Source organism: Sphaerimonospora sp. CA-214678, assembly GCF_050942215.1.
Classification (GTDB): Bacteria; Actinomycetota; Actinomycetes; order Streptosporangiales; family Streptosporangiaceae; genus Sphaerimonospora.
Genome location: NZ_CP192056.1, coordinates 6,094,917 through 6,109,384 on the forward strand (window position 1 = coordinate 6,094,917; position 14,468 = coordinate 6,109,384).

The following is a 14,468-nucleotide window of genomic DNA, read 5'->3' on the forward strand; positions in this document are numbered from 1 at the left end:
CGCAGGGCACTAGGCTGGACGCGACCGATCTCATTTCTCTTTCGCAAAGAGTGGAACCGGTCAGGGGCCGTTCCCTCTCGGGGGATCGGCCCCGCTAATCGTTGAGGAGTTCCTTCAGCAGGGTGAACCCGGGCATGGTCTCTCTCGGCCGTATGCCGACCTCGAACATCTCCGGATCTTCGAAGACCGGTTCGCCGCTGGGGCGGCGCGCATAGGCCACGCGGCCGTAGTCGACTCCGTCACCCCGGTCGAAACTCATCCACGTGATGGCCTCCTGCTCCCCATCGCGTAGAGGATGGTTCGAGACAGCGCGAGTGGCTATGGTGCTCGGCGGCTTGAAGATCCAGACCTGTGGCACAGCCAAGACCCATCGAGCTGCACCGACCTCCAGTGCCTTCGTGGCGGCCCTGTGTTCGAACGCGGCGGCTGTCTCTCGATCGCGCAGGTAGTCGTAGTCGCTGAGGACGAGGCGGCGCTCTCCTTCCAGCATGACGATCGCGGGGCAGTCGCGAGCGACAATGCTCTTCTCCAGCCGTTCGATCACGTCGAAGAGCAGATTCGCTGTCTCGGCGTTCACCCCGTTTCTCCTCTCCGCTTTACAGGTAGGCCATCGCCAAAGTCACCCTATGGCTCACCGCCTGACTATCGACGGATCTACGGGAATGACCAAGTCCCCATGAGAGTGCACGAGGAAGTGCCGCCGGTACGGCCACCGCGGCACTGTCGCCGGCTGGTGTATCGGGCAAAGCCTCGCCAGCCGGGCGCGTGGTAAACGGCACCTCCAGGTCAACCGCGGCATCCCCTCTATCAGGGGAAACCGTGACACGCCGTATTTCGTGATCGCCGACCCCGGGATTCACGGGCGCAGACACTATTGATCATGCAAAGATGTATGGCCATCCAGCCATGAGTTAGGACATTCTACGCATGATGCGATCAGCTGCAGTGTCCGGTGTCGCCGTTCTGGCCTGCGCCCTGCTTGCTCCCACTCCGGCGAATGCGGCCATAGGCGATCCGGTGGCTGCGGTACGGCGACTCCTGGCCGCCCAGCTCACCGCCAAGGTGACCGAGGTGGGAAACGTCAGTCTGAGTTCGCGCATGCGGGTGGTCAACCACACAGCCAAGTCGTTCCAGTACACCTTCAAGCGCGCAGGGTCGATCCAGCTTGGACGGAAGGGGGTGGTCGCATCCGACCTCAGCAGGCGCCTGCACTTCGAGCGTCGGGACTCCGCGGACATCCTGAAGGACGATGCGGCCAATGGCGACCCGGTGGCCAAGAGTCTCCTTGCCCAGACCCGACCGCACCGTTCCGTGAGTGTGAACGGCAGGCTCTACACCACCGGATCTCTGTATGCGCCTGCGTTGCCAGAGGGGAAGACCTGGGCCCTACGTGGCGCGGTCGCGAGCGGCGGCGCCTTCACCGATCAGGTCGTCAACATCTTCGAGCCGAAGACCCTGAAGACTCTGCTTTCTGACACCTACTTCAAGAAGCTCATCCCTGGCCACCGGGACAGCGCCGGTCGGGAACACAAGAACGTGATGCTCTACAAGGGGAAGATCACCTTCGCCGACCTGTACGCCGTCTCACCCACCTTCCAGGCACTTGCCGGTCAACAGCCCGACGCCACCCTCGCTCCTGCTTTCGTATGGTGGTGGCTGTGGACTGACAAGAACGGCAAGCCTTTGCGATTCGCATCGACCTGGGACACCTGGGTTTCTGGCAAAGTCCACCAGCCGCCGCGCGCTAGAGGCTCGGCTATGACCGACTACCTCACCTGGCGACCTCGCATCACGATCAAGATGCCCAAGTCGTCGCTCGTGGCCAGAGTCAAGGGTCCAGCTAACAGCTTGCCTGAATTCGACGACGCCATGGAGGCGATCCGCGACCGGCGGCCGTAATCGTGAGGCGGCGGCGAACGCGATGCCACTCACCGCCGGGAAACACGGGCCGATTCCTCTAGCCAGCCGTCCGTCCGCCAGGGCGAGCCCCGCCACCATGATGGACACCGTTGGCGAAGTAGATCGAGCAGAAACGGCTCCGTGATCGCGGGGCCTGTCCGTTCGCGCCAATGCCGAACCGTGGTTGCTGGACGTACCATTGGATGCGGTGACGACGCTTGAGTGACAGCGTGATCGTTCCGGACTTCTGCGGCCAGCAAGCCTTGAACGCCTGGCTGGCCGGTCACGATGCCGGCGTGCTCCTCCAGGGGCCTGATCCAGATAGCCCGCAGCCGATCATGGACGGGATTGTGGTAGCGCAGCAACCGTTACCGGGCACGCTCGTGAGCAAGTGGGCGCCTGTGACTGTATGGGTGCGTCACCATCCTGGCGATGGCAGCGGCGTCCGGGAACCGCGTGGACCTGTGCTGCCCCTTAGAACGCTGAGCGCTGAGAAAGATCTCGACAGCTAGAGCCGCCGCACGCTCATTAGCGGCGGCTCATCACGCTGCAGGCAGCAGGGCGGCGAAGTGCGATGTGCGGGTCGCAGCCAGGTGGGGCCGCTGCTTTTTGATCTACTTCGCCAACGGTGTCCATGATGTAAGCGGGCCGCCCTTCTCGTGGGTCATGCCATGACAGTGAGTGGGCGGTCGAGCACCTGGGACAGGGTGACCAGGGTGCCTTGGTCCAGGTCGTCGATGCCGCCGGTGACAGCGCGGAGCATGTTGCGTTCGGCTCGCTCGGCACCGCGTACGTTCTGCTCGTGATGCGTGAACGTGTTCACCGCTTGCACGACGCCCCAGGCGGTGCCGCTCCAGGGTGCTACCCGGTGGTCGTGGTCCCAGAGCTTGGTCAGGGTGTCGCGCTTGTGCTCGGCCATGGTGCGGCTGCGGCCTCGCTCGTCGGGCATCGGAATGTGGGCGTCCAGGAACTTCTGCCACTGCCGCCGGGTGACCTCGACCTGGCACAGGTCGCGTACGGCCGTGGAGAACTCATCGGCCAGCGCGTACACGATGTTCAGCGCGTCGCGGGCTTCGGCGAGCCTGAGCCGTGAGTGACGCGAGTGCTTGATCTTGACCTGCTGTCCGCGTTCGGCGAGACCGGCGGCCATCGTGTTGTCGCACACGATGCTGGTCACCGCCCGCTTGAACGTGGTGGCCAACGATCCGTCGAAGGAGGTAGCGCCGAACAGGTGCGGGCGGAACTCGACGCCCTCGGGCGTGACCACGTTCTCGGGAACCTCAACCGACACCCAGGCGACCGCCCCGTTCTTCAGCAGCCCGGCCGAGCCGATCGACAGGTCGGAGTCCAGGAGCCGGGAGATGGTATTGATCAGCCATTCGACGTAGGGATGCGGCTCGTACCCGTCGGAGAAGATGCCCATGACGTGGCCGTTGTCGCTCCGCACGATCGCCTGCCTGCCGGGCACCTGGGCGAGCCCGCCGCGCGGGTCCTCCACGTAGACCGGGCTGGACAACGCCTCCCAGTCGAACAGGCGACGCTTGACGTGCTCGACGGGGATCGGGCCGGAGTAGCGGTTGGTTTCCTCTCCTTGCATGCTGGCACGGTAGTGCCAGGCGGTGCCGCGCTTGTCTTGTCTGCACCAAGAACGTCGGTCGGCTCCCGCTCGTGTGACGTGAGAAGCGGGTGCTTGAAATGGGTGCCTTCCGTCGGCTTCGACGAGTACGGTCCCCAGCATGCTTCGTGTGGTGTTGGACTCGAACGCTGTCGACCCGCTGATCGACATGCTTGGAGCGGCCGAGAGTGTGCGTTCGGCGATCGATCGGGGCGAGCTGAAAGTCCTCTATACCCATGTCACGATTGACGAGCTGGCGACGACGCCCGATCTTGATCGCCGCCAGCGGCTGATCCTCGTACTCGCTGAGATTGGAACGCTGGTTCCTGCTGGAGCGTTCGTCCTCGGCTATTCGCGTCTTGGTCACGGTCGGTTGATGGCCGACGAGGACGTGCCGACCTTCCAAGCGCTGACTTCGGGGAGTGTCGATCATAGCCGTGACGCCTTGATCGCCTTCACTGCTCGTGTTGAGGGCTGCGCTTTGGTGACCAATGAGAAGCGCTTGGCGGCGCGAGCGCGCGAGCAGGGAATCGAGGTGTTGACTAGTCAGCAACTGCTGCGCGCCATCGGCTTTGAGTGAGCGCGTGGATCAGCCACTGCCGGTCTGATCATGCGGGTTCACCTGTGATAGTGCGCCCGGCGATGCTGGGGAAGCTGGGCATGCCGAGGGATACGAGGGTCGTACTGCGGCGGGTGGAGATCTCGTCCATCTGGGCAAGCTTGTGCTGAGCGGCGGCAAGGCTGACCTTCAGCCCGTCGACTTCACCGGTCCAGCCGTGGCGTTCGGCCTCGGCGATGCGGTCGGTGAGGTTGACGCAGATGTCGGCGAGCCGGGGACGCTGGGCGGGGTCGGGGCGCAGGAGCGGGCAGCGGATGCAGGTATGTTCGTGGATGCAGGGTGTGTCATAGGAGCGGCCGCAGGTGCCCAGGGAGAGCTTGCGCCGCTGGAAGTGGCCGAGGAACTCCTCCCATTCCTCGTCGGTCGGCGTGCGGTACTCCTGTGACGGGCGCAGTGCTCGCCTTCGGGTGATGAAGGCACGGTGTCCGTTGATGACCTCTTCGGGGTAGACGGCCTTGTAGCCCATGGTGGTGTTGATGTCGCGGTGACCGGCCACGAGTTGGGCGATGTGCGGTGGCATCCCGTGCATCACCGCGTCGGTGACGAAGATTCTGCGGAAGTCGTGGAAGGTGAAGCGCAGCGGGCGACCGCTGGCGTCGCTGAGAGCGCAGGCGTGCAGGGCGTGGTTGAGGAAGTTCCGTAGCGAGGTGACCGACAGGGGCCGATCTTCCAGCCGGACGCGCCATTGGAACAGCAACGGCATGGGTGGGTTGTAGCGGCGTTCGTGCCGGTCGTAGGAGGTCACCAAGGGCACCGCGCCGGTGGGTTGCCGGATCCTGCACATGATCACGCTGAGGACGTCGGCGAGTTCGGGGCTGATCACCAGCAGGCGTTCGGCGTCGGTCTTGGAAGGGGCGATCTGCAGCAGCGGGATCAGTTCGCCGGTGCTGGGCAACCGGTACTGGATGAGACTGTGATGGGACAGTTCGGTCAGCTCTTCCAGGCGGATGCCGGTGTGACGCAGCACTTCGACGGTGGCCCAGGCCCAAAACGCGCGGTGCTCTTCGTGGGTCAGGTCGCGGCGCGTGCCGGTCTGCGGGTCTTCGCCCCAGACCTTGGCGGCGCTGTCGGCCTTCATGATCGGGCGGCTCCAGATCATGCCGTCGATCGTGAAGGTCTGCCCGGGTGGTGTGGCCCGGGCGAGGTTCAGCCGATCGGCGGCGGCTTTGCGTTCGCGCTCCACGTAGGCGGCCACGAGCGGTAGGACGGGCAGCCGTTCCCGGGTGCGCTGGTCCATGCGCGACTTGCGCTGGGTGCGTTCTTTCTTCTGGGACACCTCGGCTGCGCTGATCGGGCATCGCGTCACCCACGGCGCCCAGCGGGCGGGATCGTCTTCGGCCCACTCGGCCAGGTCGAGATAGAAGGCCCGGACGACGGCCAGAATGTTGCGCCCGTCCAGCCGCGCCGTCGTAGCCTGCGTGGTCTGCCCGTCGAGGGCGCGGGTCGTGACGGTCTTGGTCATGACACGCTGCTTCCACGCGGCGGCCACCTCGCGAGACAACCGGAGGGAATCGATGCCGGGAACATGCGCCTCAAGATCGCCCCAGAACAGTTTGCCCAGCATCCACGCCAGCCGATCCAAGCTCGCGAAGTCGGTGGACAGCTGCCGTTCCCGCAGGTAATCCACCAACAGGTCACGGATCGGCCGGCGCTGGAGCCGGTAGCGGTCGATGAGCTCCTCGCAGGTGCGCTGGCCGCGGCTGCGCAGCACGCGCAAGGCGGTGGGCGCATGGTCGGGGAAGACGCCGAGACCACGTATCAGTTGGTAGAAGAACGGGCTGTGCGCGTGCCCGTCGCGTGGGTCGCAGACCGTGGCCGCGATGCGGAGCACCTCAACGCAGTCGCCGACGGTGATCTCGGCGACCTGGCCGCCCTTGGCCGCCATGATGACCGCGATCCGCGCCAGTGCCGTGTTCGACCGTTGCGGCCCGGCGTTGCCCTGCCGGGACAGCTCGGCTAGCGTCGTGAACGCCGCCGTGTCGCCGCGGGTGCGGGCCATCTCCGCGGCGAGGTTGCGGCCCCGGATCCGCGGTGAGGTCGCCAGCAGCCAGGCCAGACTCGGTCGGATCGCATCAGCGCAGATCAACTGGAGCAGCCCGACACCGAGTCGGGCCAAGCTCCGGTCCCCCTCACCGGCCGCCGCGGGGAGGGCGCCTCGCCAGCGGGCGGGAAGATTTCTCCAGTCGCGTTCGGACTCGGCTCCGCTGGCCAGCCACCGCTCCTGCCAGGTCTCACCAGGCTGGTCCTGCAGCCAGTTGACGACCGCGACCAGCCCGAGCCTGCGCTGAACCTGACTTCCGGGGTGCTCCAACGCGAACGGCGGCACCAGCAGCCGGCGCAACAGATGCTCGCGATCAACGCACGTGCGCGGCCACGATACCGGGACCTCCCGGGCCGGGAAGCACTCGTGCAGCGCAATCCCCTCGGCGGCACCACCATCCGGCGCGGCGGATTCCGCGGCATGCTCACCGTCGTCGCCATGCCCACCGCTCCGTACTACCGGCCATGCGCGCCCGATTTTCGCTGTCATGACCGGTCCTCTCCGAACAGGATCTGCAGGCTTTCCGGGCGGTATCCGGCAGCGGGCTTGGGCGGCTGCTCACGGCGCTGGCGGCGCTCATGGAAAGCCAGCACGTTTTCGATCACATCGGCGGGCAGCGGAGTGAGATACCGCTGCGTGGTAGACAACAACGCGTGCCCCAGCACCCACTGCACGTCGGTCAACGGCATGCGCGGATCACGCGCCATCCGATAGGCCGCCGAATGCCGCAGATCGTGAATCGTCCAGTTCGACCCGAGCACGGCGTTGGCCCGCACGAACATCGCCCGGGCCGCGTGGTAAGACAGCCGGCGAAACGGCCGCCGCAGCGTCCACCACAGCGGATCGTCACCGCCGGCGGGCACCAGGCCATGCATCTGCGCCTGATACAGCCGCAGCCACACGAACGCGTCCGGCGACGCGGGCACCTGCTGCATACGCCGGCTGCCCTTGCGAATGACCGTGATCAGCTGTTGCCCCGGGTCGGCGTCCCGGCACGTAGCTCCCAGCAACTCCGCCGCCCGAGCACCGGTCGAGATCCACAACGCCACCAGCGCCCGGTCACGGTGCGACGCAAGCTGCGCGAACAGTTGGTCGAACTTCTCATCCGGGATGCACCGCGGAACCCGCTCGGCCGCCTTCGGCCGATACCGGCCCGTCCGCTCGTGCCGGAACGGCTCCATCGGGTTGTGGTGCGCATTCCCTCGGCCGCCCCGTCGCTCCCGTGACAGCGGGAACGGATTGACCATCGGCCCGTCTCCGGTCTCCAGGTGGAAGTCGTAGAAGGCCCGCAGAACCGTCTCGCTGTGCGCCTGGGTCGACGTCGCGTACTTCGCTCCCGGCGACGGCTTGCCCGTCACCGAATTCGGCGCACCCGCACTCGCCGTCCCGCTGCGGGACGGAGATCGGCGCGGCTTGTCGCTGATCTGGATCCAGCGGGAGAAGTCCCGAGCCTCGACCCGCGTCGCTTGATCCCACGGCACCCCGACGGCCCATAAGAAGCGGAACCAGCGCAGCAAGTCCATCCCATAGGACCGCTGGGTAGCGACCGACCGCCCGCAGGCCTGCACCTCGCCCAGGTAGGCCGAAACCGGGACGACGACCGACCCGTCGGGGTCGAGCAGCCGATACGGCTCGAACGGGTCCTCGGTCGCCTGCAACGACCCCACCCGCGGGACCGCTAACCGGGCCAAGTCCCGTGGCACGAAGTCCTCATCACTCACGGGCAGGCAACCTAGCCACCGCGGCCAGCATCCGTGCCCTGAACTGCAGAAATCACCCCCGTAGTTCAGTCAACAGGACGGTGAAGCCGATCAGCGTATTGGCGTTCAGCCACTCCAGAGTTTCCTTGGACATGGTCCTCCTCCGATTCGGTGGAAATGGGAAAGGCACCGGCCGTAGGCCGGTGCCGTCGGTGTCGTTACGTCAGCGGGTATTGCTCGGCGGGACAGTGGCCGGACCCGTTCCGGCCCCCCGCAGCCCTCGCAGGGCTTCGGGTGCCGCTGCCGGTGTTCGGGTGCCGGTCAGGTGGCGCGGTGCTGTACGGCGTAGGCCATGCGTTCGGTCAGCTCGCGGTCGGCGTTGCGGATCTCGATCGTGCTGGTGGTGGTGTCGCCGTGCACAGTGAACGTGCCGACGGTGTCGCCCAGCCGCCAACGGATAACGATCTCGCGGTCCTTCTCGGTGAGCGTCGCGTCCGGCAGCAAAGCCATCAGGGTCTCGGCGAACTCGCCTCGGGTGCCGTTCTCGGCCGACCGCGAGGCCAGCCGCTCACAGCAGGCGACCAGATCTCGCCGGTAGTCAGGCAACAGGCGGCGCTCGATCCGCTTCGCAATGAACTTGGCCCCGCGGGCGGCCGTCACGGTGATCTCGTGCCGTCGCAGGTTGAGGAGCATGCCCCGGCTTCCGTCGGGGTAGATGCCGAGCACCCTGATCCGCCCCTGCTGGTTCCAGATCGGATGCACGACAAGCCGGACGCCGGCCGGTCCCATCAGGTAGGCCGGATGGCCGGGCCGTACCAGCGCCGTGAAGTCTTCCAGGTGCTCGGCGATTTCGAACACCAGCTCGTCGACCTCCCATTCATTCATAGGCAGATCTCCTTTCATATTGGGTTGATTGATCAGTTCAAAATCGGGCCGGTCTCGCCCGTGGTTACCACGCCCTCCACTGTTGGCTGCGCCGCGATGATTGACCGGAGAAAAGGCGCCATGAATTACGGGCAGGCCGCCGTCATGCCGTCTACTGCCGTTTGTTACTCACATTTAAATACGGGTGAACGGGAGGCCCGAACGTCCGCGCCCACGAGACCGTACGTGTTCGTGAGCAGCATGGACAGCCCGAGCGACGGCATGCGTGACGTCGGGTTCGGTGGGTGCTGCGATGCGGTGAGCACCCACCGAATCGTTGTCGGAATCAGCTGGCTTTATGGCTGCTCTTCGTTGAGGTTCCGTTCTTGGTCGGCGCGGAATCGGTAGATGTCCCGGCCAGGTTTGGAGCATTCCGGGCAGCCACACGCGTGGCTGTGGATATCGCTGAGGTGGAAAATCTGGATCCGACTTTCCCAGGGAGCCGGGTAGAGCGATTCGTCCAGTTCCACGCGGGCGCGTCCGCCCTGCTCGTCGACCTCGCGGACCGTCCCCGGGTAATAGAACGGAGACGGTGCGCCGCGAGGCGCCTTGTTGTATCCCCGGTGCAGCCGGGAGGGACTCGAAGGGAGGTCCTTGGGCCCGATGACTTACCTGGAGCCGAAAGGTGAAGGGAACAGCAGCATGTCAGGAAACCAGCGGCCGGGTTCAGATGTCAGAAACGGCGCGCTGGGGGGCCCGCGTGATATGGCGAAAGCTGGATTGCCTGAAGCCCAATCTCCAGAAGATGCAAGTTTCTCATCCGCCGGAAAGACATCTGTAACCGGTGCCGCGCTCTGCGTCTGCGTTCGAGTCTCCGCAGATGCAACCTTCGGAGCGCGGGGCGATGCCCAGCGAGGGCATCGAAGGAGATGAGTGGGACGCCTACGTCACGCTGCCACGTACAACAAGGACGAACGCGGGATCGCCTACGGAGCGCGAGCTCTACGGCGACGGAGGCCCCATAGTAGTCGCCGGGGTAACGACCGGCCGGGGAGGGCGGGAAAGCCGCCCGCAGGGCGAAGGGGGCCAGGTGATCGGACACCACATGATGCCGGGAGGTATGCGTAATGCAGAGCGCCGAAACGGTGCTGGGTGTCCTGCGTGAGCGTGGCAGGCGCGGCCTGCCGCTGAATCAGCTGTATCGGCAGATGTTCAACCCGCAGCTGTATCTACTGGCCTACGGGCAGATCTACGCCAACCACGGCGCGATGACGCCCGGGGCCACGAAGGAGACCGCGGACGGCATGTCGATGGGGAAGATCGAACGCATCATCGATGCGCTGCGCCACGAGCGCTACCGATTCGCCCCCGTGCGGCGGGTACACATCCCGAAGAAGAACGGGAAAACCCGCCCGCTTGGCCTGCCGACCTGGTCGGACAAGCTGGTCGGTGAAGTGGTACGCCTGCTGTTGGAGGCGTACTACGACGTCCGGTTCTCCGGCCGCTCCCACGGATTCCGCCCCGGAAAGGGATGCCACACCGCGCTGCGCGAGGTGGCCACCACCTGGACCGGGACCACGTGGTTCATCGAAGGAGACATCTCCGACTGCTTTGGGTCACTTGACCATCAGGTCATGATTGACACACTGGCGGAGAAGATCCACGATGGGCGGTTCCTTCGGCTGGTGCGCAACATGCTCACGGCCGGATACCTGGAGGATTGGAGGTGGCAGGCCACGCTCAGCGGCGCGCCGCAGGGTGGAGTGGTCTCGCCCCTGCTGTCCTCCGTCTATCTGCACAAGCTGGACGTCTTCGTCGAGAAGGTTCTGATCCCGGAATACACCCGAGGCAGACGCCGGAGACCCAATCCGGCCTATGAGAAGATGGCCGACCTGCTGAGGAAAGCCCGCCGGCACGGCAACCGGGACCAAGCCCGGACGCTGCGGCGGCGAATGCGCAGCCTGCCCAGCCTCGACCCGGATGATCCGGGTTACCGGCGGCTGCGCTATATCCGCTACGCGGACGATCATCTACTCGGGTTCACCGGACCGAAGGCCGAAGCCGAGGAGATCAAACAGCGTCTGGCGGCGTTCCTGCGCGAGAATCTCAAGCTGGAACTGTCCGCCGACAAGACGCTGATCACCCACGCGCGGACCAGCGCGGCACGGTTCCTCGGTTACGAGATCTACACCCAGCACGGCAACAGCCACATCACCTACGGCCGTCGCGCGGCCAACGGGAAGATCGGGCTGCGTGTCCCGCTGGATGTGATCAAGGCCAAGTGCGCCCCCTACCTTGCCCGCGGCAAACCCGCACGGCAAACGGCTCTGATCAACAGCGACGACTACACCATCGTCGCCACGTTCGGGATCGTCTACCGGGGCCTCGTCCAGTACTACCTGCTGGCCGGAGACGTCTACCGGCTCAACCGGCTGCGCTGGGTCATGGAAACCTCCATGCTCAAGACCCTGGCGAACAAGCACCGCTCGACGGTGTCGAAGATGGCGGCCAAGCACAAAGCCAAGATCGAGACTCCGCACGGGTTACGGACCTGCTTCGAAGCCCGGATCGAACGCGACGGCAGGAAACCACTGGTCGCACGGTTCGGAGGCATTCCCCTCAAGCGGCAGAAAACGGCGGTCATCAACGACCACCAACCAGACCGGGTGATCCACCCCCGCAAGGAACTGATCACACGGCTCCTTACGGACAGATGCGAGATCTGCGAGCGCACGGACAAGGTCCAAGTCCACCACGTGCGCAAGCTCGCCGACCTCGTCACACCCGGACAGCCTCAACCCCACTGGACGATCATTATGGCCAAGCGGCGTCGTAAAACCCTCGTGGTCTGCGGCCCCTGCCATGACAACATCCACACGGGACGGCCAACCACACCGCTCACGCAGTAGTCACTGGAGAGCCGGATGATCGGGAAACCATCACGTCCGGTTCGGCGGGAGGCCGCGCGGAAAAGGACCTGATCAGCAGGCACCTCGCCGCGCGGCCGACCCAACCGTACGGCTCTGACCACCATGGCCGTACCGGGATGTGGAAGGAGGGCCGGACCAGGACGCGGTCACCGGCCTTCACCGTCAGCCCCCTTCCGCAGCTCCAGGGCGCCCGCCGCATCATCGACTCCAGGGCGCTCGGCTCCGCGCAGGTCTGCCAGCGTCCAGGCCACTCGCAGCAGCCGGGGAAACCCCTCCACCGTCAGCAGCCCCGTGTTCACGGCGGAGCGGAGCAGTTCGACGGCCTCCGGCTCGGCGGCGAAGCTGGTCCGCAGCTCCAGCGCGGGGACCTCGGCGTTGGTCCGCCAGGGCGTCTCGGCCAGCCGGTGGGCCGCCCGTATCCGGGCCGCGACCACCCGCGTGGCTACCGCCGCGCTCGACTCGCTGACTCCCCCGCCGCTGTTCTCCCATGTGACGGGGGCACGTACGGCGATGCGTGGCAGGAGCAAGGCCAGACGGTGCAGGTAGCGGCGTCTGTCCACCGGCCTGCACGCACACGCCTGCCCTTCCGGGCAGGGACACCGGCGGGCGTCGAGCACGAGCGTGAACCGCGCCGGATACCGGACCGTGCGGCCGAGCCCGGTGACGCGTACCTGTCCGGTGTCCATCGGCTGGCTCAGCCCGTCCAGGGTCGGGCGGCCGAACTCGGGCGCGTCGGCCAGGTGCAGCACGCCGCGGTGGGCGAGCGAGACCGCGCCCGGGCGGTTGGCGGCCACGCTGCCGAAGATCGCCGCAGGTGTGGACGTGTGATGCGGAGCGCACAACGGTGGAAGGGCCCCCGGTGCTCTGTCGGGTTGTCCGGCCAGGGAGTAGATCTCGGCGACCTCCCGCGCGGCCTCCACCCCCAGCGGGGGCAGGATGCCCGGCAGGCGTTCGGCGAGCATCGTGGCCGGGCCGTCCCCCGTCAGGAACAGGTGGTGCCCGCCCGCCGCGCACACCTCCAGCGCGCGGCGGGCGGCTTCGTTGCCGGGAACATCGGCCAGATCCACCCCCAGTGATCGCCCTGGGGTCGCCGAAGGTTCGGGCGGCCGGTAGCGGTAGGCATCCAGCGTCCCGCTCCGCAGCCGGTCGATCACCTCGCCCAGCCTGGTCACCGGGATCACCACCGCCCCGGGTACCTGCGCCGCTTCCGGCGCGCAGCCGGCGGGCACGACCACCGTTCTGATTCCTGACGTCACGGCGGCGCGGACGGCGGGCAGGACGCCCCTGATGGGGCAGATCCCGCCGTCCAGCGCCAGTTCTCCAAGGAACACCCGTCCGGCGATCCGTTCAGGCGGGACCACGCCGGAGGCAGCCAGCGTGGCCACGGCCAGCGCGAGATCGGCCGCTGCGTCGTAGACCGGCGGAATCGCCGGGCTCACGCTGACGGTGACCTTGGCGTCCGGCCAGGCCGTACCGCTGTTGAAGATCGCCGAGCGGATCCGCGCACGGGCGGGCCAGACCGACAGTTCGGGCAGGCCGACCAGATGCAGTTCTGCCTCACCGGGTACGGCGTCGGCCTCGATGCCCACAACGCGGGCATCGAGGCCGACCAAAACCGTCGACCGGGTAGACGCGTACCCCGTCGTCATCCCCTCGGTCACCACCCCTCCGGCAGCACCGGCCGCGTTCCCGCCGGGTACTGCGCTGCCTGGGCGCTGATCTCCTCAGCCATCCCGGCGTGGTCGATCCCGGAGGTCACCTCCGGTGGCAGACCATGATTAAGGGCGCACTGGACCAGCTCTGCGAGCCGGTATTCGGAGTCGGCGGACAGGGAGCGCTCGACCGCGACGCGCGCCAGCGGCCCGTCACCGGTACGCAGAGCGACGAACGCCAGCAACGCGGCCGGGGCGGCGGCGAACTCCGGTTCCACCCGGCAGGTCAGTTCGGTCCACAGCCTGATGTGCGTGTCGTTGTCGTATCGGCCGATGAAGGTCATCGCTCCGTCCCGGACGATGATCGAGGTCAGCAGTACGCCCAGCCACGCGACCATGTCCGGGGGTAGGTCCTGCCCAGCTTTGACCTTGTCGAGTGCGGCGCCGACCTGCGTGAGACCCTCCTGATACCAGCCCTGGCCCCCGTCACGGGCGAGCGTGCTGCGGACTTGCGTGCACACGGCACGCGTGGCAGCTGTCACCTGCTCGCGGTCCTGCCCGCCCACCGGGGCGAGCGTGGCCACCAGCGCCGCGCGGTCGGGCCGGGCGACGTACCCGGCGAACACCGCCGCAGCGGCGGCCGGGTTGCCGGTGGCGTCGTAGGCCGTGCCGTCCGGGGGGCAGCATTCGGGATCACGGCAGTAGTACGACCAGTAACGCCCGTCCTCGACCCGTAGGGCGTCGATCACCTCAATGTCCGCGTCGGAGAGTTTGCCGCATATGGCGTCCATTGCCGGGGTGACGTGCCATCCGGGCCCGTACCCGATCAGCAGCACCCGCCCGATGTCGTGGCGGGTGAGCAACTCGGCGAAGTGCCGGGCCATCTCCGGGCTGTCTTCTGAATCCTCCGGCAGGTCGACCCGCACGCTGACGCGCAACCCCCGCGCCCCAGAGTCTGGGTCGTGGCCGGGTTCGAAGGCCATGGCGACGATGCTGCGCTCGGGATGGAATCCCAGCATGTAGGGCACGATCGCGATGAAGTCCGCCGGTCGGCTCAGCCGCACGGTGTGATCCAGGCGAGCGATCATGGATGTCCTCCAGACATGAGAAAGCCCCCGGCGGCCAATGGCCGGGGGCGAACGACCAAG

General features: G+C 66.6%; 10 protein-coding genes. 3 read left to right on the forward strand and 7 right to left on the reverse strand.

The features are described 5' to 3' along the window. Positions 1-94 precede the first annotated feature (94 nt). A complete protein-coding gene (locus ACQP1K_RS27140; protein WP_433498517.1) occupies positions 95-577 on the reverse strand; it encodes a hypothetical protein in 483 nt (160 codons plus the stop codon). Positions 578-945: 368 nt separating this feature from the next. Between ACQP1K_RS27140 and ACQP1K_RS27145 the strand changes: the two genes are divergently transcribed. Further along, positions 946-1,899 (forward strand): hypothetical protein, encoded by a 954-nt coding sequence (locus ACQP1K_RS27145; RefSeq protein ID WP_433498518.1) that lies wholly within the window; start codon positions 946-948, stop codon positions 1,897-1,899. Between the two features lie 664 nt (positions 1,900-2,563). Here ACQP1K_RS27145 and ACQP1K_RS27150 read toward each other — a convergent pair. Then, on the reverse strand, positions 2,564-3,685 hold the full coding sequence (locus ACQP1K_RS27150; protein ID WP_433498519.1) for a DUF932 domain-containing protein: 1,122 nt from the start codon (positions 3,683-3,685) through the stop codon (positions 2,564-2,566). Here ACQP1K_RS27150 and ACQP1K_RS27155 point away from each other — a divergent pair. Continuing rightward, positions 3,636-4,094: a hypothetical protein gene (locus tag ACQP1K_RS27155; protein WP_433498520.1), complete on the forward strand. Its 459-nt coding sequence runs from the start codon at positions 3,636-3,638 to the stop codon at positions 4,092-4,094. The two genes, ACQP1K_RS27150 and ACQP1K_RS27155, sit on opposite strands and share 50 nt — an antisense overlap. Positions 4,095-4,122: 28 nt before the next feature. Here the strand turns inward: ACQP1K_RS27155 and ACQP1K_RS27160 are convergent, their stop codons facing one another. From ACQP1K_RS27160 to ACQP1K_RS27170, 3 genes are all read right to left on the reverse strand, one after another. Next, entirely contained in the window at positions 4,123-6,663 is a 2,541-nt protein-coding gene (locus ACQP1K_RS27160) for a tyrosine-type recombinase/integrase (RefSeq protein WP_433498521.1), read from the reverse strand. After that, positions 6,660-7,877, reverse strand: a complete 1,218-nt coding sequence (locus ACQP1K_RS27165) for a tyrosine-type recombinase/integrase (protein WP_433498522.1) — start codon at positions 7,875-7,877, stop codon at positions 6,660-6,662. Before ACQP1K_RS27165 ends, ACQP1K_RS27160 begins: the two co-directional genes overlap by 4 nt. 318 nt (positions 7,878-8,195) lie before the next feature. Next, positions 8,196-8,759 carry a hypothetical protein gene (locus ACQP1K_RS27170; protein WP_433498523.1) on the reverse strand — a complete coding sequence of 188 codons (564 nt, stop codon included), beginning with the start codon at positions 8,757-8,759 and terminating at the stop codon, positions 8,196-8,198. A gap of 1,106 nt (positions 8,760-9,865) precedes the next feature. On the opposite strand from ACQP1K_RS27170, the gene ACQP1K_RS27175 reads away from it, so the two are divergent. Further along, on the forward strand, positions 9,866-11,647 hold the full coding sequence (locus ACQP1K_RS27175) for a reverse transcriptase domain-containing protein (RefSeq protein ID WP_433498524.1): 1,782 nt from the start codon (positions 9,866-9,868) through the stop codon (positions 11,645-11,647). Positions 11,648-11,814: 167 nt separating this feature from the next. Here ACQP1K_RS27175 and ACQP1K_RS27180 read toward each other — a convergent pair whose 3' ends face one another. Together ACQP1K_RS27180 and ACQP1K_RS27185 are read right to left on the reverse strand one after the other, a co-directional pair. Further along, a complete protein-coding gene (locus ACQP1K_RS27180; RefSeq protein WP_433498525.1) occupies positions 11,815-13,329 on the reverse strand; it encodes a YifB family Mg chelatase-like AAA ATPase in 1,515 nt (504 codons plus the stop codon). Next, positions 13,326-14,408 (reverse strand): DUF4192 domain-containing protein, encoded by a 1,083-nt coding sequence (locus ACQP1K_RS27185; protein WP_433498526.1) that lies wholly within the window; start codon positions 14,406-14,408, stop codon positions 13,326-13,328. Before ACQP1K_RS27185 ends, ACQP1K_RS27180 begins: the two co-directional genes overlap by 4 nt. Positions 14,409-14,468: the final 60 nt, after the last annotated feature.

What these genes read in the sequence shown, in the direction of transcription:
- ACQP1K_RS27160 (WP_433498521.1), bottom strand. Translation starts at nt 6,663, where the DNA reads ATGACAGCGAAAATCGGGCGCGCATGGCCGGTAGTACGGAGCGGTGGG.
- ACQP1K_RS27170 (WP_433498523.1), bottom strand. Translation starts at nt 8,759, where the DNA reads ATGAATGAATGGGAGGTCGACGAGCTGGTGTTCGAAATCGCCGAGCAC.
- ACQP1K_RS27155 (WP_433498520.1), top strand. Translation starts at nt 3,636, where the DNA reads ATGCTTCGTGTGGTGTTGGACTCGAACGCTGTCGACCCGCTGATCGAC.
- ACQP1K_RS27185 (WP_433498526.1), bottom strand. Translation starts at nt 14,408, where the DNA reads ATGATCGCTCGCCTGGATCACACCGTGCGGCTGAGCCGACCGGCGGAC.
- ACQP1K_RS27150 (WP_433498519.1), bottom strand. Translation starts at nt 3,685, where the DNA reads ATGTCGATCAGCGGGTCGACAGCGTTCGAGTCCAACACCACACGAAGC.
- ACQP1K_RS27175 (WP_433498524.1), top strand. Translation starts at nt 9,866, where the DNA reads ATGCAGAGCGCCGAAACGGTGCTGGGTGTCCTGCGTGAGCGTGGCAGG.